Source organism: Actinoplanes philippinensis, from assembly GCF_900113015.1.
Taxonomy (GTDB): Bacteria; Actinomycetota; Actinomycetes; order Mycobacteriales; family Micromonosporaceae; genus Actinoplanes; species Actinoplanes philippinensis.
Genome location: NZ_FONV01000005.1, coordinates 388,461 through 409,510, shown reverse-complemented (window position 1 = coordinate 409,510; position 21,050 = coordinate 388,461). Strand labels below are relative to the sequence as shown.

Annotated in this window: 15 protein-coding genes and 1 tRNA gene; 8 read left to right on the top strand and 8 right to left on the bottom strand. The window is 67.4% G+C overall.

Going from position 1 to position 21,050, the window contains the following annotated elements:
- Positions 1 to 3: 3 nt before the first annotated feature.
- On the bottom strand, positions 4 to 879 hold the full coding sequence (locus tag BM290_RS15195) for a helix-turn-helix transcriptional regulator (protein ID WP_093614347.1): 876 nt from the start codon (positions 877 to 879) through the stop codon (positions 4 to 6).
- A gap of 206 nt (positions 880 to 1,085) precedes the next feature.
- Positions 1,086 to 1,517 (bottom strand): SsgA family sporulation/cell division regulator, encoded by a 432-nt coding sequence (locus BM290_RS15190; RefSeq protein WP_014446635.1) that lies wholly within the window; start codon positions 1,515 to 1,517, stop codon positions 1,086 to 1,088.
- Positions 1,518 to 1,826: 309 nt separating this feature from the next.
- Here BM290_RS15190 and BM290_RS15185 point away from each other — a divergent pair, with 309 nt between their 5' ends.
- Both BM290_RS15185 and BM290_RS15180 read left to right on the top strand, forming a co-directional pair.
- The gene (locus tag BM290_RS15185; protein WP_093614345.1) at positions 1,827 to 2,201 is read left to right on the top strand and encodes a TIGR02611 family protein; all 375 of its coding nucleotides are present in this window, start codon (positions 1,827 to 1,829) and stop codon (positions 2,199 to 2,201) included.
- A 52-nt stretch (positions 2,202 to 2,253) separates the two neighbouring features.
- Positions 2,254 to 2,325: transfer RNA gene (locus BM290_RS15180), tRNA-Val, on the top strand.
- Positions 2,326 to 2,844: 519 nt separating this feature from the next.
- Here the strand turns inward: BM290_RS15180 and BM290_RS15175 are convergent.
- Together BM290_RS15175 and BM290_RS15170 are read right to left on the bottom strand one after the other, a co-directional pair.
- On the bottom strand, positions 2,845 to 4,281 hold the full coding sequence (locus BM290_RS15175; protein WP_177319720.1) for an Ig-like domain-containing protein: 1,437 nt from the start codon (positions 4,279 to 4,281) through the stop codon (positions 2,845 to 2,847).
- A 368-nt stretch (positions 4,282 to 4,649) separates the two neighbouring features.
- Positions 4,650 to 6,119: an Ig-like domain-containing protein gene (locus tag BM290_RS15170; protein ID WP_093614341.1), complete on the bottom strand. Its 1,470-nt coding sequence runs from the start codon at positions 6,117 to 6,119 to the stop codon at positions 4,650 to 4,652.
- An 82-nt stretch (positions 6,120 to 6,201) separates the two neighbouring features.
- Between BM290_RS15170 and BM290_RS15165 the strand changes: the two genes are divergently transcribed.
- Both BM290_RS15165 and BM290_RS47270 read left to right on the top strand, forming a co-directional pair.
- Positions 6,202 to 8,145 carry an RHS repeat-associated core domain-containing protein gene (locus BM290_RS15165; RefSeq protein ID WP_177319719.1) on the top strand — a complete coding sequence of 648 codons (1,944 nt, stop codon included), beginning with the start codon at positions 6,202 to 6,204 and terminating at the stop codon, positions 8,143 to 8,145.
- On the top strand, positions 8,142 to 8,423 hold the full coding sequence (locus tag BM290_RS47270) for a hypothetical protein (protein WP_143133747.1): 282 nt from the start codon (positions 8,142 to 8,144) through the stop codon (positions 8,421 to 8,423). Before BM290_RS15165 ends, BM290_RS47270 begins: the two co-directional genes overlap by 4 nt.
- Before the next feature lie 642 nt (positions 8,424 to 9,065).
- Here the strand turns inward: BM290_RS47270 and BM290_RS15160 are convergent.
- Together BM290_RS15160 and BM290_RS15155 are read right to left on the bottom strand one after the other, a co-directional pair.
- Entirely contained in the window at positions 9,066 to 10,112 is a 1,047-nt protein-coding gene (locus tag BM290_RS15160) for a LacI family DNA-binding transcriptional regulator (RefSeq protein WP_203779354.1), read from the bottom strand.
- Positions 10,113 to 10,224: 112 nt separating this feature from the next.
- Positions 10,225 to 12,723 carry an alpha/beta hydrolase-fold protein gene (locus tag BM290_RS15155; RefSeq protein ID WP_093614335.1) on the bottom strand — a complete coding sequence of 833 codons (2,499 nt, stop codon included), beginning with the start codon at positions 12,721 to 12,723 and terminating at the stop codon, positions 10,225 to 10,227.
- Positions 12,724 to 13,241: 518 nt separating this feature from the next.
- Between BM290_RS15155 and BM290_RS15150 the strand changes: the two genes are divergently transcribed.
- The 4 genes from BM290_RS15150 to BM290_RS15135 all read left to right on the top strand — a co-directional run bounded on the left by BM290_RS15150 (position 13,242) and on the right by BM290_RS15135 (position 18,794).
- Complete coding sequence (locus BM290_RS15150) at positions 13,242 to 14,558, top strand: extracellular solute-binding protein (RefSeq protein ID WP_203779352.1); 1,317 nt, start codon at positions 13,242 to 13,244, stop codon at positions 14,556 to 14,558.
- 143 nt (positions 14,559 to 14,701) lie between these two features.
- Complete coding sequence (locus BM290_RS15145; protein ID WP_093614765.1) at positions 14,702 to 15,586, top strand: carbohydrate ABC transporter permease; 885 nt, start codon at positions 14,702 to 14,704, stop codon at positions 15,584 to 15,586.
- On the top strand, positions 15,583 to 16,410 hold the full coding sequence (locus tag BM290_RS15140) for a carbohydrate ABC transporter permease (RefSeq protein WP_093614333.1): 828 nt from the start codon (positions 15,583 to 15,585) through the stop codon (positions 16,408 to 16,410). Before BM290_RS15145 ends, BM290_RS15140 begins: the two co-directional genes overlap by 4 nt.
- Positions 16,411 to 16,643: 233 nt before the next feature.
- Positions 16,644 to 18,794, top strand: coding sequence for an MMPL family transporter (locus BM290_RS15135; protein WP_093614331.1), 2,151 nt, complete (start codon positions 16,644 to 16,646; stop codon positions 18,792 to 18,794).
- A gap of 57 nt (positions 18,795 to 18,851) precedes the next feature.
- Here BM290_RS15135 and BM290_RS15130 read toward each other — a convergent pair whose 3' ends face one another.
- Both BM290_RS15130 and BM290_RS15125 read right to left on the bottom strand, forming a co-directional pair.
- Positions 18,852 to 20,285 (bottom strand): HAMP domain-containing sensor histidine kinase, encoded by a 1,434-nt coding sequence (locus tag BM290_RS15130; protein WP_093614329.1) that lies wholly within the window; start codon positions 20,283 to 20,285, stop codon positions 18,852 to 18,854.
- Positions 20,282 to 20,974: a response regulator transcription factor gene (locus BM290_RS15125; RefSeq protein ID WP_093614327.1), complete on the bottom strand. Its 693-nt coding sequence runs from the start codon at positions 20,972 to 20,974 to the stop codon at positions 20,282 to 20,284. Before BM290_RS15125 ends, BM290_RS15130 begins: the two co-directional genes overlap by 4 nt.
- Positions 20,975 to 21,050 lie beyond the last annotated feature (76 nt).

Sequence of the window (21,050 nt, the reverse complement as noted above, 5' to 3'; positions counted from 1 at the left end):
CGCTCAGTCAGTGGGGCGTCGCTGGCCGGGTATGCCGTCGGGCCCCGTCGCGTACCTCCCTCGGAATTGCCCCGGGCTCAGCCCGGTCTCCCGGTGGAAGAAGCGGCCGAAGTTGGTCGGCTCCCCGAACCCGAGGATCCGGCCCACCTCGGCGACCGACAGCGGCGTCGCGGCGAGCAGGCGCCGGGCCTGCAGCGCGACCCGGTCGTCGACCACCTGCTTGGCGGTACGGCCGGTCAGCGCGAGGCTGGCCCGGGTCAGGGTACGCACCGAACAGCCCAGCTCGGCCGCATAGTCCTCGACCCGGCGGGTGTGCGGATAGCCCTCCTCCAGGCGGCGCTGGAACCGCTCGAAGGTCCGGCCCTCGACGTGGCCCGCCGGATCGACGGCCGGCTCGGCGAGCCGCAGGCGCAGCAGCACCGCGGCCAGCTGATGTCGCAGCAGGGCGGCCGCGACCGGCCCGGGTGGGCCGTCGGCGTCGGCGGTCAGGTTGCCGAAGGCGGTGCGGAGGGACTCCGGATGGGGTACGGACAACGGGCGGGCGCCCGGACCGGACGGATCGTCGGGCGCCAGGTCCGGTAGCTCCTCCGGCCCGAACAGCCCGGACCGGAAGACGATCGTGGCCGTGTCGCCGGGCGGCTCGCCGAACCGCACCGCCTGCCCCGGACGGACCCAGAGCGCTGTGCCCGGGGCGCACAGGTGCTCGGTGAAGTCCACCTCGGCGTCGAGCGGGCCGGTGCCGGCGAGCACCAGAGCGTGACTGTCCAGCAGGACGGTGGCGGCGTCCGCGGCCACCGGAAGCGCGCAGCCGCCGATCCCCGACCAGTCCGGTGGGAGACGGGTGGGCGCCGGCTCGGTGTGTTGAATGAGTGCTGACATCGCGCCTGACGGTAGTCGTCGATGGATGCTTCCGCATCCACTAGCGCACCGACTGAGGTAAATGTCCGATTTCTAGCTCGGTATTCGCTATACGTCCGATTCCGATTCCTATTCGGAGATCGATTATTTTTCCGGCTATAAAGGGCGACCCGCGCGGACCGGCAGTGTCCGCGCGGGTCGCCCTGACTCGCTGATGTCGCCGGCGGCTAGCGTCCCGCCAGCAGCCGGTTGACAGCCGCGTCGACGTCCAGATGGTCGGACTCGCGCCCGCGGGGCACCACCACGTAGGTGCGCCGCAGGAAGCGGACCAGGACGCTGCGCGGCACCTCGAACAGCGCGTTCCCGTCCGGCGACGAGAGGGCCAGCGCGACGAAGTCGCCCCGCGGCGTGGCCCACGGCCACACCCGGACGTCGCCGATCCCGGCCGGCTCGTCGAGCCCGGTCACGAGGAGTTCCCGCGCGAAGGACCAGCTCACGGCTTCCCCACCGGCTGATTCTGCGTGGAACAACACGTGAACCGCATACGGGTCGGCTGGGTCGTAACGCAGACTGGCGCGTACCGGCAGTGCCGTCGCGTCAGGCGCTACGAGCCGCAGCGAGGTTTCGACCTCGACGGTCGTTGGACGAATGGTACTCATGGACGAACTCCCCCCGGCACCGCTGCGAGGCTGGTGAACCCCGCGGTTCCCATACTCAGGTGATCCTTGTAGTTACGCTCCGCCATACGCTGATCTCACCCAGTAGTGGGAAGGCGGTTCCGAAAACCCTTCCGCGCAGGACGTAAAGCGATATCTTGTCCTGTTCTGCCCATGTACTCGGTTCCGCCCGGCGTCGGTGGTCCAGCAGTTGACTTACTCCGGTAACGTCCATTCCTCCCGGGTAGTGACGGGGCTCCCGGACACTGGGGGATGAAATGAACCTAAAACCGGACGACGGGGTTCTCAGACGTGCGTGTGCTTGACCGTATTCGGTCCAACTCCACCGGCCGCCTGGCCCTCAAGGTCGGCGTCGGCATCGTCGGTGGCCTGGTCGTCGCCATCGGCATCGTGTTGATCCCGTTCCCCGGCCCCGGCTGGGCGATCGTGATCCTCGGCCTCGCCATCCTCGCCGTCGAATTCCACTGGGCGCGCGGCGTGCTCGCCTTCACGAAGCGTCACGTGCAGAGCTGGACCCACTGGATCGCCCGCCAGTCCCTGCCGCTGCGCGCCCTGATCGGCATCGTCGGCATGCTCTTCATCAGCGCGGTCGTCTGGGCCAGCGTCAAGGTGAGCCTGCACATCGACCTGGTCCAGGTCAGTCTGGACTGGTTGCGCGCCCGATGACCCCCTGGTTCGCAAACCGGTGGTGGCGTCTAGTAGAGTTCCATCTCGTTGAGGGCGATTAGCTCAGCGGGAGAGCGCTCCGTTCACACCGGAGAGGTCACTGGTTCGATCCCAGTATCGCCCACATAGCGTCTAGCTGCGAGAACGCTCGGTCTTGTAATTCACGAGGCCGGGCGTTTTGTCATGTTTGCGGGAGCAGATGGGGAGCAGTGCCTTGACTCCCGAGATGACCTCCTCGGAGGAAGCTAGCTGAGCGGAATGTCGAGCAGCGTTCAACAGCGCTGAAGGATTCTCGAGGTCCTCGTGCGGCGGCGACCACTCCTGTCGTTGCTCCTGTGACCACGACCTGCTTTGCGAAGTGGTCAGGTGAGTGCCGAGTAGCGTCGTACGGCGCCGTGCGAAGTCCGGCGGCGGTCACCGGTGTCGCCGGGGCTGACCTGGGCTGTGGGGGATTGCCGTGTCCTGCTGGTACTGGCTGATCACTGCTGGCTGACGGGAGTGGTCCGTCCTGGGCTGACAAAGGCGCTCGGAATGTCCGTTATGCGCTCGCGGGCCGTTCTTTCCGGGGCGGCACCGCGGGATTCCCTCCGGCGCTGTGCGTGCCGGGTGGTCGAGCTGGCCCGACCACCCAGGAGCGCTCTGGTCAGCGGCGGTAGGTGCGCTTGCCGGTGTACTTGACGTTGCCGGCTTTGTCGTAGGCCCGGAGTTGGACGGTGTATTTCTTGCCGTACTTCTTCGGGTTGACGGTGAAGGCGTACGCGGCTTTGGTGTCGGTGGCGACGACCTTGCCGTTGACGAGCAGCTGGACGCGGGCGATCCCGTACCGGTCGGTGGCCTCGCTGGTGACCTTGAAGGTCTTGCTGACCTTGGCCTTGTTCTTCGGCGCCTGCCGGTATCGGATCGCCGGCGCGGTGTTGTCGACGGTGACGGTGCGGCTGACGTAGGTCTGGTTTCCGGCCCGGTCGACGACGCGGAAGGTCAGGGTGTGCCGGCCGTCGTAGCGAGGGGTGGTGTCGAGGGTGACGCGCCAGGGGGCTCGGTTGGTGTAGGCGTTGTGGTCGTCGATGCCGGCTTCGAGCAGGCTGATGCCGGTGGCGTCCTGGTAGCTGGTGATGGCGGCGGGCAGGGCCTTGCCGCGGACCAGTGCCCCGTTGGCGGGGGTGAGGGTGAGGACGGGTTTGTCGTTGTCGACGGTGACGGTCTGCGTGTGTTCGCTGATGTTGCCGATGCCGTCTTCGGCGCGGACGGTCATGGTGGCCGGGCCGTTCGGGATGCCCCGGGGCCAGGTGAAGGTGCGGTACTGGCCGGGAGTGGTGTCGGTGGCGACCACGGTGCCGTTGACCAGCAGTTCGGTCTTGCGGACACCGGCGCCGTCGGTCACCTGCACGGGGATCGGGCCGCCGGCCCTGATGAAGTTGGGCGACCAGTGGAACTCGGGGGTGATGGCGGGGCCGGTGTGGTCGGCCCAGACGGTGCCGCGCAGGGTCATCGTGTTGCCGAAGTGGTCCCAGCCGCGGACGGTGAGGGCGGTCGGGCCGTCGTAGGTGCTGGTGTCCCAGTTGATGATCCACGGGGCCGCGGTGGCGGTGCCGATGACCGTCGAGCCGATGCTGAGCTCGATGCCGGCGGTGTCGGCGGCCAAGCCGTGCTTGGCGAAGTCGATCGGGGTGACGCCGGTGAAGCTCATCGCCGGGCGCTGGCTGGAGGCTCCGGTCATGATCCAGGGGAAGACGAGCCACGGCGCGTCGTTGTCGACGTGGACGATCGCGACGTCGGAGGTGGTGGCGTTGCCCGCCGCGTCATAGGCGGTGAGCGTCACGTGGACGTCGTCGTTGCGGCGCGGCCGGGTGTCCCAGGTCAGCGTGAACGGTGCGGTCTCGGAGGTGGCCACGACCCATCCGTTGACCTGGAGGTGTACGCGGGTGACGGCGACATCGTCGGAGACGACGGGCCGCAGGGTGACGGTGCCGTTGGCGGCGGTGCCGGCGGCCAGGCCGATGTCGGTGATCGTCGGAGCGACGGTGTCCTCGCCCGTGGCGGCGTGGGCCGCGGGAGCGTGCAGCCCGGCGGCGGCGAGCATGGCTACGAGAACGGCGCTGCCTCTACGTGACGTGATGTTGCCCGGTCGCATGCCCCCGCCTCTCACGAACCTGTGCGCGCGAAGCATAAGCCAAAGTAGATCAACGGAGATATCCCAGCGTCCTCGCGCGATCGATGCATTGATCAGGCCGGGGTTGGTACCGGTGCCCCGGCGGGTGCGGCGCTGAGGGACGCGGCGGGCGGCCGGCAATCGGCCTGCCGGACGGCGCCGGGCACGCCGATTGCACGGTCATGATGCCCGCCGCGGGCCGTTGGTCATAGGGCCGGATCACGCGATGCCCTCCCAGAAGCGCGTGTGGGGTGGTCGAGCCGGCCCGAGCCGGTCCGGCCACCCCGTGAACGCTCTGGTCAGCGGCGGTAGGTGCGCTTGCCGGTGTATTTGACGTTGCCGGCTTTGTCGTAGGCGCGGAGCTGGACGGTGAACTTCTTGCCGTACTTCTTCGGGTTCACGGTGAAGCCGTAGGCGGCCTTGGTGTCGGTGGCGACGACCTTGCCGTTGACGAGCAGTTGCACGCGGGCGATGCCGTACCGGTCGGACGCGGCGCTGGTGATCTTGAAGGTCTTGGTGACCTTGGCCTTGTTCTTCGGGGCCTTGGTGATCGTGATCGCGGGCGCGGTGTTGTCGACGGTGATGGGTCGCTGGACGGTGGTGACGTTGCCGGCCTTGTCTTGGACGTCGATTCGCAGGGTGCGGCGTCCGTCGGCGACGTGACGGGTGTCGATGCGCACGGACCAGGGTGCGCGGTGGGTGTAGACGAGGTCGTTGATGTAGCCGCTCAGGTAGGTGATGCCGGTGGCGTCCTTGGCGCTGGTGAGAGCGGTGGTGAAGGTGCCGCGGACGAGGGCGTTGGCGGCGGGCGTGAAGGTGACGGCCGGACCGTCGTTGTCGACGGTGACGGTGCGGGTGTGCTCGGCCATGTTGCCGATCTCGTCGTAGGAGCGGACCGTCATGGTGGCCGGGCCGTTGACCGCGGTGCGGTCGAAGGGCAGGGCGATGGCGCCGAGGCCGTTGCAGCAGATCGACCGGTCGGTGCTGATCAGTTTGCCGTTGACCCACAGTTCGACGCGGTCGACCGCGGAAGGGTCCTCGGAGCCGATGTAGATGCGGCCGTTGCGGTTGACGTAGCCGTCGACCTCGTCGTATCCGACATCCAGCGAGGGTGGGGTGCGGTCGACGTAGGCATACACCTTGCTGGTGCCGACGTTGCCGAGGATGTCGTAGGTCTTCGTCCGCAGGGTGACCAGGCCGTCGGGGCCGGTGGTGTCCCACGTGACGGTCCACGGCGCGGCGGTCGCCGAATCGATCACCCTGTCGTTCAGGAGCAGGTCGACGCGGGTGACCGCGTCGAGTTTGGTGTGCGGCGACACGCTGAGATCGAACTCTTTGACGCCGGTAAAGGTGTTGCCGATGCTGCGCTGCAGGCTGTCCGGCCACGGGAAGTAGGCGACGGCCCCGCGGTTGATGACCGTGACGGTCACGGTCTCGCTACGAGTCTCGACTCCCGCCGAGTCGATGACACCCAACTGCAGGCGCCAGTCACCGTCGAAACTGCCGAGCGTGTTCCAGGACAACGACCACGGCGCCACATTGTCTGCGGTGACCTGCTTGTCGTCGGCGTAGAGCACCACACGGCTGACATCGGAGTCCTCAGCGATCGTGGGCGTGATCACCACGGTCTTGTTGACGTACTGACCGGCACTCAGACCGAAGTCGATAACCGGCGATTCGACGGCGTACGCCGGTGTCGCGGCTGGACCAGCCGTCAGCGCTGCCGCCAGCGTCAGCAGAGCTACGGCGCCTCGTGATGTCCGTCGCATGTCTCCCCCGAAGATCGATTGCCGACATCGTAGATCGTCGAAATGCGCGAGCCCCGAGCCTGCCGGCCACCGGCTGTCGACGGTGACCTCGACCGGCCCGGGCGGGCAGCGGCTGAACACCTACACCTACGACAAGACCGGCAACACCAAGACCCGGCAGGAGGGCGGCGCCACCCAGAGCCTGGAGTGGAACCCGGACGGCCGCGTCGCGAAGATCGTCGACCCCACCAAGGGCGAGACCACCTTCGTGTACGACGCCGACGGCAACCGCCTGCTACGCCGCACGACGGCCGGCACCACCTTGTACCTGCCGGAAACCGAGGTCACCGCTGCCACCGACGGCACCCTGACCGCAGACCGCTACTACACCCAGGCCGGCGCCCCCACGGTGATCCGCAGTCGCACCGCCACCGGCGAGACGCTGTCGGTGATGCTGGCCGACCACCACAACACCGCCACCGCCGCCGTCCGGCTGTCCAGCGACATGACGGTTCAGCGGCGCAAACTCACCCCGTACGGCGAGGACCGCGGCCAGAAGCCGCAACTGTGGCCCGGCCAGCGTGGTTTCGTCGGCGGCACCATCGACGACAGCACCGGCCTGATCCACCTCGGCGCCCGCGAATACGACCCCGCGATCGGCCGGTTCCTGTCCGTCGACCCGGTCATCGACGTCATGCAACCGCTGCAACTGCAGCCCTACAGCTACGCCTACAACAGCCCGCTGACCTTCACCGATCCCGACGGCCTCTGGGGCTGGTCGGAGATCGTGCACACCGCCCTCGACGTCGCCGGCATGGTCCCCGTTATCGGCGAAGCCGCCGACCTGACCAACGCCGCCGTCTACGCCGCCGAAGGCAACTGGGGCGAAGCCGCCCTCTGCGCGGCCGCAGCCATCCCCGTCGCCGGCAATGCCATCGCCGCAGCCAAGATGGGCCGCAACGCCAAGAAAGCCATCAACGCCGCCGAAGCCATCGCGGAAAAGGCCGACGACGCCGTCGACGTCGCCAAAGCCGCCCCACCAGTCAAAGCACCCGACCCCGAACCCCCGACCAAGGTCGCCGACAACACCAAGCGCACCGAAACCTGCGCCACCAAGAACAGCTTCGCCCCCGACACCCCCGTCCTCATGGCCGACGGCACCACCAAACCCATCGGCGAACTGGAGACCGGCGAGGAGGTCCTGGCCGCTGACCCCGAGACCGGAGAGCAGGGCCCCCGCGAGATCGTCGCCACCATCGCCGCGAATGTCGTCAAACCGGTGGTCAAGGTGACTGTCGTGCAGGAAGAGGAGCGGTCGGCGACCGCCCCCAAGCCTGCTGCCGAAGACAGTGCCAAGCTCTCCGCAGCGACAGCTACCGGATCGGATGTCTTCGGCAGCCTCATTGCCACCACGGAGCATCCCTTCTGGGTGGAGGACCTGCAGGCTTGGGTCCCCGCCAGCGAACTACTGCCCGGGATGTGGCTACGTACCTCCACGGATACCTGGGTCCAGGTCGGGGCAGTCAGCGCCGCCGGAAACCGCTCCGACGTCCGCAACCTCACCATCAACGACCTCCACACGTACTATGTGTTGGCTGGCGAAACCCCGGTCCTGGTCCACAACTGCGGGAATGGCAGTTCGAAAGCGGAAGATCACGTCAGCTGGGTTGATGAGGGAGGCGACCTAAGTCTCGGTCGGCGGGGAATGCCGCAGGGTGCCTATGATTATCAATCAGGTGTCGCAGGCGCTCGATCTAATGCAGCAACGCGTTATGGGCAGGCTCCCCAGTTGGAAATGCCCGGTGCTGACGGGAAACCGGTTACCGCCAAATTCGATGGCCTCGAAGGGAATGAGATTATCGACCGGAAGCTGAATCCGCGATTTACTGAGAAAGCTGTGGACCAGGCTCGGCGGCAGGCTGCGACTGCGGCGTATCATGGCCTAACGCCAGTGTGGGAACTACCTGATGAGGCGGCTATGAGTGCAGCAATCAGGTTTATGTCCTATGCAAAGATATCGACCATTGTAGTTAGGCAGGCGGGATGAATCCGGAGCCATTGGTGCGTGCGATTGTAGCTGCCATGATGCTGATGGAGGAGTGTGGCCCTGAGGAAATCGATCCCGATACTGCGGTGCGCGGTTTAGAGAACATGGGGTACGAGATTCTTCAGTTGTCGAGGGACGATCGTGGTGAACTTCTCGAATTGATCGAACGCATGGCGCGGGACAGCGATTCGCATACGGCCGACTTTTTGCGGGCACTTCCATTTAGCATTGGAATGGTTGACGGTTCCCCGCCAGAGTCTGGCGGTGAAGCTGATTAACCTGGATCGCAAGTGGCCACTTCGTGGCGTTCAACGTCGCCACGTGGCGCGTAAGCTGGCTTATGGAAACAAGATTTAAGCGATGGAGGTTGTGATGGAAGGGGCGTGGGATTGGTTGAAAGATTTGCAACGTTATAGGGAGATTCCTGAACGGCTGCGCCTTCCGACGGCATCGCCCGAACTCAATCGGTGTGCAGATGATAGGCAGTAACATCATCGGTAACGACGTTGTCGAACTCGCTGCGCAGTACATGGCCGAATATGCCCGCCTCGAACTTTGGATCGGGAGTCGCGAGCCACCTATGGGATTTCGAAAGAAGTTCGAGATAGCTTCGGTATCTTCTGGCGTTCTTCTTGAGGTGTACGAGGCATGGGTCTCTTTTGAGGCCGCATACATAACCTCGGGCAAGGGGGTCGACCAGGTGCGCGAAGAGCGAGAGGTATTGAAGGAATCATTAAATCGGGGCATCGCGGCTCTCATGGGAATCCAGAGTCAACCTCGATTCCTGTAACTGAAATCTTCCCGGATGACTGTTCCGGTCATGTGATTCGTTGCTCTGCTCCCCGTCTGACCGCTGCCAGGTCGCAAAGGTGCTCACCCGATGGCGATACCGCTGGTGTCCGCTCTCCGTCTTCCGGGCCTCAGGACAGCGTCGACTGCCTCGGGATCAGTTCAAAGTCGACGACCATTCGCCGGGGCGCCGGCTGCTCCTCTCGCGGCACGCCGTCGATCTGGAGCTGGATCCGCTCTTCCAACAGGGCGACGGCCTGGTGTGCGATCACGTCGCGGCCCGGGTCGATGGTGCTCAGCGGCGGGCGGGAGTAGTTCGTTTCGTCGATGTTGTCGAAGCCGATCAGCTGGACGTCCTCGGGGACCCGGAGGCCGCGGTCCTGTAAGGCGGCGAGTGCCCCCAGCGCGAGTGTGTCGGCGAACGCCACCACCGCGTCGGGCCTGACGCCGCTGTCGAGAATGCTGGTGATCGTCGTGGCGCCGGTGGAGTGGAAGTAGTCGGGCACACCGATGATCGCGCGGGGGTCGACGTCCAAACCTTGTGACCGGAGGGCCTCCCGGAAGCCTCGGAACCGCAGCGTTCCGCTGCTCGGCGACGGGTCGTGCTTGACTCCCAGGGGTACGACCGTGGTCGCGCCTCGGCCCAGGACGTGCTCGGTTGCCGCTCGTGCTCCCTCGACGTTGCTCATCGTGACGTGGTCGACGTTGCCGTCGAACACCCGCTCGCCCAGGAGCACGAGGGGAAAGCCGACGTCGAACAGCGGGAGATCCTGCTGGCTCAGCGCGAGCGGGGAGTACAGCACGCCGTCGAAACGTGACCGGTAGCTGCCGTCCAGCACTCGCAGCTCGCGGTCGCGCTCGGCGTTGGTCTGCTCGATGAACACGGTCAGGCCTCGCTGGGACGCCTCTCGCATGACGGCGTCGGCAAGTTCGGCGAAGTAGACGACGCGCAGCGACGGCACCACCAGAGCGATCGCCCCGGTCCGGCCGCGGCTCAGGTTCCGCGCCGAGACGTTCACGTGGTAGCCCAGCTCACGGATCGCGTCGTCGACCCGCTTGCGGGTTTCCGGACGAACGTACTGGTAGCCGTTGAGGATGTTGGACACCGTCTTGATCGACACCCCGGCGAGTCCGGCGACGTCGCGCATCGTCGGCGACCCGTTGGTCTTGCGTGCCAACGCCCCTCCTGCCGCTCGTCGGCTCATCGACGAGCGTATAAGAGCCCCGTGCCGATCCGACGCAGCGGCCGGCTCGTCCCGATCCGGGACGGGCCGGCCGTGTGGCTTACCGTCAGTTGACGGTCAGGGCGATGGCGTGCACCGAGCTGCCCACATCGATCTGCAACTCGTAAGCACCCGGGGCGAGTCCTCTGGTGTCCCAGTCGAAGACGTACTCGGCCTTGTGTGCGCTGTAGCGCGCGGTGTTGTCCGCATTCCTCTGGACGGGTCTGGCCGCGACACGATCACCGGTCACGCCGCCCGTCTTCTTCGCCAGGTAGAGACGCGGCCGCGCATCAGTGACGGTCTTGCCGTCCGTGCCGGTCAGGGTGAACCTGACCGGCACGGCACGTCCGGCCTTGACGACGTCGGTGCCGTCGCCGGCCAGCGGCGGCCGCACCCCGCCGAACCGGTACTCCGGCGTGAAAAGCCGCGGTACGAAGTCGATCAGGTTCGCCATCCAGGTGTCGAAGCCGTGCGGTCCGACCCAGGTCCCCGCGTACTCGTACTCGATGCCCTGGGCGGTCAGCCACCGCATCGAATCCTGGGTGAACGAGTACGTGAAGTCGACGTCACCGGAGTACAGCCGGGCCAGCTTGGTGCTCTCGTTGACCGCCGGGACGTCGACGGTGGGGTAGGAGAGCAGGCCACCCGAGAAGGCGCCGATGTAGGCGAACTCGCCCGGATGGCTGAGCCAGGTGCCGAGGGTGTTCATGGCTCCCCACGACAGACCGGCGAGCGCCTGCTGATCCGAATCCGTCGAGATGTGGTACTTCTCCGCCGCGGTGGGGATCACGTGCTGGCTGAGGTCGGTCCAGAAGTCGACGCCGTTCTGGTCCGGCATGACCACGACCATCGGCACCATGGTCCCGTTGAGGTAGTGATTGTCGAGAATCTGTTTGGCCCGGCCGGTCTCGATCCAGCTGCCGTAGTTCTGGCCCCCGCCGTGGTACAGGTACAGCACCGGGTAGGCAGCTTCGCGGTCGGGATCGTAGCCCGGCGGCGTCCAGACGTACGCGTAGCGCTCGGCGCCCTGGCCTCCGTCGTACGTCATGAGCGAGACCGTGCCGCCCTTGCCCTCGGGGACGTCCGCGAGCATCGCGTCGGTCTTGCCCGGCACGAAGAGTTGTGACTCCATCACATGGGTGTTGACGGTGTCGGCGGGGTCCTTCTTGTCGACGCCGTCGACCACGTACCGGTAGTAGTAGTACCCGTCGAGCGGTCCGACAGAGGTGCGCCACCGGCCGTCGGGCTGCTTGACCATCGGGATCCGGAACCACTGGCCGTTCGGGGCCCAGTTGCCCCAGATCGTGACGTCCTTGGCGTCGGCCCACTGGGTGCCGGTCTCGAACGTGACGATGCCCTGCGGGTCGATGTGCGGAGTCGTGATCGACCCGGCGGCCGGGGGCTGGTACGGCCGGGTCAGCGGGCGGTGTCCCTTGCTGGCACCGGGGCCTGCGCCCTTCTGCCCGAAGAGCCGGGAGGCGAAGTCTCGCAGGTTCTCCCGCCACGCGTCCCAGCCGGCGTCGTCGGGGTTGACGCCGTCGAACTCGAACTTCACTCCGGACTTCTTCAGGTTCACCAGCAGGTGATAGGTGTCGTTGTAAGACGGATCGAGCGTGTTGCCGACGTACGTCCGGAGCAGTTCGGTGCCCTTGTTGATCGCCTTGGCCTCCGCCTTGGTGATCGGGCGGCCGGCGGAGCCGGAGAAGGAGCCGACGTAGGCGAACGCGCCGGGGGCGCTGCGGAGGATGCTGATCGCCTGCTGGGCGCCGGTTCCGACACCGGCCAGCGCCTGGCTGTGCGACCGGGACGAGATGTGGTAACCGGCCCGTGCTGCCGGGACGATGGCGTTCAGCAACTCGGCGCGGGGGTCGGCGGAATTGGCGTCAGCCATCACCACCACCATCGGCTTGGCGTCCCTGCCGGCCACCAGGTTGTCGAGAATCTGCTTCGCCCGGCCGAGTTCCAGCCACTCGCGAGCGGTCTGGCCCTCGCTGCTCAGCAGGTACAGCACGGGGTACGCCTCGGCCCGGGCGGAGTCGTAGCCGGGCGGCGTCCACACCACGGCGGTACGGTTCTCCGCCGCCGCCGCGCTTCGGTAGGGCAGTTCCGCCACGGTCCCACCCGCGGCGACGTCGTCCATCCATGCGACCGACTCACCCGGCACGAAGAAGGTGTTCCAGTTGGGCTTCGACGTCACCGCCACCGGACTGCCGGGCTGGCGAAAGGACACCTTCGACCTGTCCGGCATGGTCGCGGTGTACTGGTAGTGATACAGCCCGGGCTCGAGCGGACCGACGTTCGCGGCATAGTCCGAGCCGTTCAGGCCGAGAGCGAGCGCCGACCAGGTGCCGCTCGGGCCGATGTTCGCCTCCAGCTCAAGCGTTGCCGGCGTTCCACCGACGATGCTGACGGCCTCCGCCTGCGGCACCTTGAAGTAGTGGTAGACGTCGTCGTTCGAATGCCATGTGTCAGTCGCGGCAACCGCCGGGGCGGCCGCGATGAGTGACACCATCAGAGCCGCGGCTGCGACCAGGCCGGTCTTTCGGGAGTCTCTGCTGTGTGACATCGCGTTGCTGCTCCTCTCAGAGCGCCGAGACCTCCCGCATCGACGGCACGCGCCTCACCACCGGGATCGGCCACCGAGGCCTTCCCGGCAGCACCGACAGGCCCACGTTTACATCGGCACGCCTCGATTCGTACACCGGTGTAGACGGAATGGCAAGAGGCGTGTTCGTGGGCGGCCGAGTGCCGCCGTGACCCGATCGCTCTCCGAAATTACCGGTTCTTGCCCGAGAATTCGTCATGAAGATCGCCGATGAATTAGCAGCTCATGCCTTTGATCAACAAGATCTGGAGCCGTGGGCGGCGGTGATGGTCCCGTGGGATTCTCCAGCGCCGAAAGTTTCGGACCCTTGACAACGCATTGATGGGAGGTAATGTTCTGCCACCTGAGCGTCCCCTCACGACTCCGCCAGGAAAGCGATCGTCGCGTCGGCGCTGCCCGCCGTGCCCCGCGCTGTGACCCAGCCGGCCCGGCCAGTGGATGCTCCGGCCGGCTTCCCGACGGACTCCAGGGAGAACACCATGCTTCGACCACACCCCGCCCGCTGGGCCGACTCCGCTGTGCGCGTGCGGCGCGTCCTCACCGCGGCCGTCGCCACCGCGGCGATGCTCGTGGCCGCCGGCTGCACGCCGGGGAGCTCGAGCGACGACTCCGGCTCGTCCGGAACGGCCTTCGAGTTCTGGTCCTTCACCGGGATCAACCAGAAGGTCGACGTCGAGAGGTACAAGAAGAAGCACCCGGACGCGCAGATCAAGCTGACGGAGGTGGGCAGCACCAGCGAGACGGCGCAGGCGCTCACCGCGGCGCTGGCCGGTGGCAAGGTGCCCGACCTGGTCCTGATCCAGGGCGACGACCTGCCGAAGTTCATGCAGTCCCCGGAGAACTTCGTGGACCTGAACACGCTCGGCGCCGACAAGATCAAGAACGACTACCTGGACTGGGTCATCAAACAGCCGACCACGGACGACGGTAAGATCATCGGTATCCCCACGGACGTCGGCGGGCTGGCGGTCGCCTACCGTACCGACCTCTTCAAGGCGGCGGGCCTGCCCACCGACCGTACCCAGGTGTCGGACTCGTGGAAGACCTGGGACGACTTCCTCGAGGTCGGCAAGAAGTACACCGCGGCGACCGGCAAGAAGTTCCTCGACAACGTGCCGACCAGTGTCTTCTTCCAGGCGGTGAACCAGGGTGCCACCCGCTACTACGACAACAGCACCCACAAGATGGTGTACGACACCAACCCCGAGGTCAAAGCCGCGTTCGACCTGACCCTGAAGGCCGGGGAGGCGAAGATCGCCGCCAAGCAGGAAACCTTCTCCGCAGCCTGGACCGCGGGCATGGCCAAGGGTGACTTCGCCGTCACGTCCGCACCGTCGTGGATGCTCAACGCGATCAAAACCAACGCGCCCACCACCGAGGGCAAGTGGGACATCGCCCGGATTCCGGGCAGCGCCGGCAACTGGGGCGGTAGCTTCCTTGCCATTCCCCAGCGAGCGAAGAACCCGCAGGCGGCGTGGAAGTACATCACCGAGATGCAGTCGCCGGCCGGGCAACTCGAGAACTTCCTGGCGAAAGGCAACCTGCCCACCACGCCGTCGGTCTACTCCGATCCGAAACTGCTCGCCCAGACCGACCCGTTCTTCTCCAACGCGCCGATCGGCAAGATCTACACCGAATCGGCGAAGGCGATCAAGCCGTTCTACATCGGCCTGAACGACGCCACCATCGGTACGGAGCTGCTCAACACCCTGACAAGCGTCGAGCAGGGAAAGGTTCCACCGACCGAGGCATGGGACACCGCGCTGACCAACGTCAAGAACGCCCTCCGGGGCTGACGGGCGGCTGACGCTCGGCGGCCGGTGCCCATCCGGCCGCCGCAACCGGCGGAAAGGTGACGGCTTTGACCCTGACGCTCAACCCGGTGACGCCCCCGGGAGCGACCGGCCGGCAGACCGCCAACCGCCGCATCCTGCAGAGCATGCGCGAGCGCCTCGCGCCGTACGCGTACATCGCGCCGTTCTTTCTGCTGTTCGCGGTCTTCGGATTGTTCCCGCTGCTGTTCACGTTCTATGTCGCGCTGTTCGACTGGGATCCGATCGGCGAGCATCGCTACGTCGGGCTGCAGAACTTCCGGGTCCTCATGGACGACCCGAGGTTCTGGGGTGCGATGCGCAACACCTTCAGCATCTGGGTGCTGTCCACGGTCCCGCAACTGCTGGTGGCGCTCGGCATTGCGCATCTGCTCAACAACGTGCGGCTGCGGGCAGCGACGTTCTTCCGGATGGTGGTGCTGGTTCCGTACGTCACCTCGGTGGCCGCGACCACGATCGTCTTCGCCCAGCTGTTCGACCGCGACTACGGCTTGCTGAACTGGTTTCTCGAGCTGTTGGGATTCCAGCACATCGAGTTCACCGCGTCGGTGTGGGGCAGCCACCTGATGATCGCCGCCATGGTCGCCTGGCGGTGGACCGGATACAACACACTGCTGTATCTGGCTTCCCTCCAGGCGGTACCCCGCGAACTGTACGAGGCCGCCTCGGTCGACGGCGCGAACGGCTGGCAACAGTTCCGCCGCATCAGCATCCCGGCGCTGCGTCCGATCATCGTGTTCACCGTCGTCACGTCGACGATCGGTGGACTGCAGATCTTCACCGAGGCGCTGCTGGCCAACCCGTCCGGCGGGCTGTCCTGCGGGGCCGCGCGGCAGTGCCAGACCCTGACCCTGTTCCTGTACGAGCAGGCCTTCGGCCGCTTCCACTTCGGGTACGGCGCGGCCGTCGGCGTGGCGCTGTTCGTCATCGTGGTCATCGTCTCGACGATCAACTATCTCTTGGCCACACGCATCCGTTGGGAGCGACCATGAAGGCTCCGAACCGGACGCCCAGGACCACCTACGTACTCCTGGGCATCATGGCTCTCCTCAGCGTGTTCCCGCTCTACTGGATGTTCGTGGTGGCCACGACGGACACGGCCAGCGCGACCCAGCTTCCGCCGCGGGTACTGCCGGGCGGGAACTTCCTGCATCTGGCCGGGCTGGTCTTCGACACCGTGCCCTTCTTGCAGGCCCTGCTCAACAGCATCGCCGTCGCCGCCGCTGTCGGCGCCGGGCAGGCGACGCTGTGCGCCCTCGCCGGGTTCGCCTTCGCCAAGTTGAGGTTCCCCGGCCGTAACACGCTGTTCCTCATCGTGGTGCTCACCATGACCGTGCCGGCCCAGCTGTCGATCATTCCGCAGTACCTGATCATGTCGCAGCTGAACTGGGTGGACACCCTGCAGGCCGTGATCGTGCCGGGGCTGGTGAGTGCCTTCGGCATCTTCTGGATGCGTCAGCACATCGCGAGCGTCATCGACGACGAGTTGATGCACGCCGCCACGGTGGACGGGGCGAGTACCTGGCAGATCTTCTGGCGGATCGCCTTCCCGCTGGTCCGCCCGGCGGCGTTCGTCCTGGGCCTGTTCGGGTTCGTCACGGCCTGGAACGACTTCCTCTGGCCGTTCATCGTGCTGAAGTCACCGGACCGGTACACCGTCCAGATCGCGATCAAAGCCCTGCAGAACAACCGTGACATCGACCTGGGCCTGGCCATGTCCGGCTCGTTCCTGGCCACGCTGCCGCTTCTCGTGTTGTTCATCCTGGTCGGGCGCCGCCTGGTGCAAGGCATCATGGACGGCGCGTTCAAGGGCTGATCGTTCACCGTACGCAGCCGGCGGATGACAAGCCGCCGAACGCCCGCGTGCGCGACATCGGTGCTGTCCTCACTCCCGGTTACGACCGGACAAGGCGTACGCCGGTCGCGAGCGCCGCCTTGTCGCCGGTGTCCCACCCGCAGCCGGAGCGCCGCATTAATGGTCGTCTCAGATTCGCTCGGTACGAATTCGGCCTCGGACAAGCGACGTAACGCTCATGCAGGAGGCTCTCGATGGCAGTCAACGCAGCATCGTCCAAGGAAGCGCCGCCCGGCCGGCCGGCGGGCCGGTGGGTGCCGTGGCTGGTGATCGGCCTGTGGCTGGCGCTGGCGGCGGTCATGGTGCCGTTGAGCGGAAAGCTGGGCTCGGTCACCAAGGACAGGGCCGTGGACGCCCTGCCCGCCAGCGCCGAGTCCACCAAGGTGGCGGCGTTGGAGGACAAGCTTCCCGGTGGTGAGTACAACACGTTCGTCTTCGTGTACCACCGTGCCGGTGGTGTGACGGCCGCCGACCGCGCGGCGGTCGAGCGTCATTACGACACGCTGGCCAAGCGGTACCCGCCGAAGGTGGCGCCACCGGCCGGTGAGAACGACGAGGGCCCGCCGACGCAACAGTCCAACGACGGCGAGGCGATGATTTTCACCCTCGACGTGAGTACGACCTACGGCGAACCGGCGGTCCTCATCGGCCCGATGCGTGACACCGCGAAGGACCGTCCCGCCGGCCTGGACCTCGACGTGACCGGCCCGGCAGGGATCGACGCCGACATGGACGCTGTCTTCGACGGCATCGACCTGCAGGTCTTCCTCACCACCATCATCGTCGTCACCGTCCTGCTCATCCTCACCTACCGCAGCCCGGTGTTGTGGATCATCCCGCTGGTGGCGGTGGGTGTGGCCGCGCTGACCGCGATGGCGACCGTCTATCTGCTCGTCAAGAGCTTCGGCCTCGTGATCAACAGCCAGAACTCGGCGCTGCTCACGATCCTGGTGTTCGGCGTCGGCACGGACTACGCGCTGTTGCTCATCGCCCGATACCGGGAGGCGCTGCACCACCACCGACACGTCCGGGTCGCGATGCTCCACGCACTGCGCGGCGCGGCGCCGGCCATCGTCGCCTCCGCGGCCACCGTGGTCGCCGGCCTGCTCTGCCTGCTCGCCGCGGACCTGAACGAGACCCGCGGCCTGGGCCCGATCGGCGCCGCCGGCATCCTCTGCGCGCTGGTGGCCATGCTGACGCTGTTCCCGGCGGTGCTCGTGGTGCTCGGCCGGCGGATCTTCTGGCCGGCCATCCCACGCTTCGACACGGCAATGCAGGAGACGCCGGGCCTGTGGGGACGGCTCGGCGCCGCGATCAGCCGCCGCCGGTGGGTGGCGACGCTCGCTTCGCTGGGAGTCCTCGGCGTGCTCACCGTCGGGCTGTCGGGCAACACCAGCACCCTGCGGGAGCAGGACCAGTTCCTGTCCACGCCGGAGTCGGTCGCCGGTTTCACCGTTCTGCGTCAGCACTTCCCGGAGCTCGGCGGCCAGCCGATGACGGTCTACACGCGGGCGGCGTACCAGGAGCAGGTCCTCGACGTCGTCAAGGGCGTCCCCGGTGTGGCCCAGGCCGACCCAGGTGAGGCCAAGGGTGGTTGGGTCGACATCTCCGTGTTCCCGATCGACGCGCCGGACACCACCGCGGAGTACGACACGATCAAGCGGGTGCGCACCGCCGTCCACACGGTGAACGGGGCGGAGGCGATCGTCGGCGGGCCGAGTGCGGAGCACCTCGACACCGACGAGACCACCAGTCGCGACCAGAAGGTGGTGATCCCGCTGGTACTCGCCGTCGTCCTGATCATTCTCGGTCTGCTGCTGCGCGCGATCGCGGCCCCGCTGATCCTGATGGCCACCGTGATCGTCTCCTTCGCCGCGGCCTTCGGCGGCAGCGTGTTCGTCTTCGACACCGTCCTCGGGTTCCAGGGCATCGACTACTCGGTGCCGCTGCTGGCCTTCCTGTTCCTGGTGGCGCTCGGCGTCGACTACAACATCTTCCTGACCCACCGGGCCCGGGAGGAGACGGTGCGCCTCGGCACCAGGGACGGCATGCTCAAAGCCCTCTCGGCCACCGGTGGCGTCATCACCTCGGCCGGCCTGGTCCTGGCGGCAACCTTCGCCGTCCTCGTCTCACTTCCGCTGGTGATGCTGGTCGAACTCGGGTTCCTGGTCGCCTTCGGCGTGCTGCTCGACGCCCTGCTGGTGCGGTCGGTGCTGGTGCCCGCCCTGACCCTGCTGATCGGCCGGCGGGTCTGGTGGCCGAGCCGCCTGTCCCGGCCGTCGCCGGAGCCGCCGGCCGGACGGCACTCGCTCGCCGACGACGAGGAGTTCGCGCTGCACCGGTGACAGCGGCGGCATGAACGAGATCCGGGCCGGGGACCAGACCCCGGCCCGGATCTTTCGTCAGGAACCGCTGGGGGAGTGAACGACCGAGGAGGCGGGGTCCGTGACCGGAAGTTCGAGCCGGAGCAGTGCGCCACCGCGGGCGGAGCGGGCGACGGCGGCCCGGCCCCCGTGGGCGTGGACGACCCGCTGCACGATCGACAGACCGAGACCGGATCCGGGCATCGCCCGAGCGCTGTCGGCACGGTAGAACCGGTCGAACACCCGCGGCGCGTCGGCGGCGTCGATGCCCGGCCCGGCGTCGTCGACCTCGAGCACCGCCGACGCGCCCTCGGCCCGGAGCCGGACCTGCACCGGCTGGTCCTCCGGGGACCACTTGCCGGCGTTGTCGACGAGGTTGAGCACCGCCCGCTGCAGCGCGGCGGGACGCCCGCTCACCCACACGGAGGTCACGTCGAGCGCCACCTCCAGGTCGGGCACGCGGGAACGCGCCTGAGCCACGGCGGCCACCACCACGTCGGCGAGGTCGAGCGGCTCGGCGCCCTCGTCGCTGATGTCACCGCGGGCCAGGTCGGTCAGCTCGGCGGCGAGGGTGCTCAACTCGGCCACCTGGGCGCCGAGATCGTTGAGCAGCCGGGTCCGGCTCTGCGCCGAGAGGGCGGTGTCGAGGGTGCCGCGCCGGTCGAGCCGGACCAGCAGCTCGATGTTCAGGCGCAGGCTGGTGAGCGGGGTCTTCAGCTCGTGGGCGGCGTCCTCGGCGAGCAGCCGCTGGGCCCGGCGGGAGTCCCGCAGGGCGGCGAGCATGTCGTTGATCGCCTGGATCAGCCGCCGGATCTCGCCACCGCCCTCATCGGGGATGCCGGCGTCGAGATCCTGAGTGTTCGCGACACGGACCGCGGCGGCGGTCAGCCGGTCGATCGGCGCCAGCCCGGTCCGCGCCACGGCCCGGCCGACAAGGGCGCCGCCGGCCACGCAGAACAACCCGATCAGCAACATACCGAACCCGAACTCGTTGATCGGGCCGTCGTCGGCGACGTCGACCACCTGAACCGCCCCGTCGGCCGCCCGCAGCGTGTAGACCCGGTAGCCGTCGTTCCAATCGGTCGACTCCAGCAGGTCAGCCGACGCGCCACGGGCCACGCGCCCGGCGCCCTCACTGACCGGGGGCAGCTCGGGCTGACCGGCCGGCGTCCGGGTCGAGCCGTCGGGCAGGATGACCCGCACCAGACGACCGGACCCGGGGTACGGCGACAGCTGAACCTGCGCCAGACCGGCACGCTGCGCGTTCGTCGCCAGCGAGCGGGCGTCGGCGTGCAGCTGAGTCACGGCGGTTTCCCGCAGCTTCCAGTCCATCAGCTCGCTGGCCACCTGGAAGGCCACGAACACGCTGACCGCGATGGCCGTCGCCGCGATCACCGTCATCCTGGTCCGCAGCGACTGCCGGCGCCACCATCGGGTCAGCCGGCGCGGCTCCCGGCGGGCGTGGCCGCTCACGGAGGAGTCTCCCGCAACGTGTATCCCAGGCCACGCAGCGTGTAGAGCAGCCGGGGCTCGCCCTCGGCCTCCATCTTGCGGCGCAGGTAGCTCACGTACACCTGAAGGTTGTTGGCGGTGGTGCTCATGTCGTAGCCCCAGATCGCCTCGAACAGCGCGTCGCGCGTCAGGACCCGGGTCGCGTTGCGCATCAGCACCTGCAGGAGGGAGAACTCGGTCCGGGTCAGGCGCAGCGGCCGCCCACCCCGCCACGCCTCGAACCGGTCGGGATCGAGCCGGACGTCAGCGAACGACAGGACCTGCGACTCCTCGCCGGCCGGCGCGCGCCGGCGCAGCAGGGCCCGCACCCGGGCCAGCAACTCCTCGGTGGCGAAGGGTTTGGGCAGGTAGTCGTCGGCGCCCGCGTCCAGCCCCGTGACCCGGTCGGAGACCTGATCGCGGGCGGTCAGCATCAGCACCGGCAGAACGCGGCCGGCGGCCCGCAACCGCCGGCAGGTCTCCAGTCCGCCGAGGCGGGGCATCATCACGTCGAGGATCAGCAGATCCAGCGTGTCGCCGCCGGCCCCGGTGACCTCGTCGAGCACGGCGAGCCCGTTGGCGACCGTGCTGATGTCGTAACCCTCGACCTCGAGCACCCGCTCCAGCGACTCACGGATGGCCGCGTCATCATCCGCGATCAAAATCCGCACGCCGGTCCGCCCCCTTTACCTTCGATGATTTTGCCGCTCATTCTCCCCGCTCGACCTGAAGCCAGGATTAGAGCCG

Excerpts from the sequence above, each read along its gene's own strand:
- BM290_RS15155 (WP_093614335.1), bottom strand. The coding sequence starts at position 12,723 with ATGTCACACAGCAGAGACTCCCGAAAGACCGGCCTGGTCGCAGCCGCG.
- BM290_RS15150 (WP_203779352.1), top strand. The coding sequence starts at position 13,242 with ATGCTTCGACCACACCCCGCCCGCTGGGCCGACTCCGCTGTGCGCGTG.
- BM290_RS15170 (WP_093614341.1), bottom strand. The coding sequence starts at position 6,119 with ATGCGACGGACATCACGAGGCGCCGTAGCTCTGCTGACGCTGGCGGCA.
- BM290_RS15175 (WP_177319720.1), bottom strand. The coding sequence starts at position 4,281 with ATGCTCGCCGCCGCCGGGCTGCACGCTCCCGCGGCCCACGCCGCCACG.
- BM290_RS15140 (WP_093614333.1), top strand. The coding sequence starts at position 15,583 with ATGAAGGCTCCGAACCGGACGCCCAGGACCACCTACGTACTCCTGGGC.
- BM290_RS15145 (WP_093614765.1), top strand. The coding sequence starts at position 14,702 with ATGCGCGAGCGCCTCGCGCCGTACGCGTACATCGCGCCGTTCTTTCTG.
- BM290_RS15195 (WP_093614347.1), bottom strand. The coding sequence starts at position 879 with ATGTCAGCACTCATTCAACACACCGAGCCGGCGCCCACCCGTCTCCCA.
- BM290_RS15190 (WP_014446635.1), bottom strand. The coding sequence starts at position 1,517 with ATGAGTACCATTCGTCCAACGACCGTCGAGGTCGAAACCTCGCTGCGG.
- BM290_RS15135 (WP_093614331.1), top strand. The coding sequence starts at position 16,644 with ATGGCAGTCAACGCAGCATCGTCCAAGGAAGCGCCGCCCGGCCGGCCG.
- BM290_RS47270 (WP_143133747.1), top strand. The coding sequence starts at position 8,142 with ATGAATCCGGAGCCATTGGTGCGTGCGATTGTAGCTGCCATGATGCTG.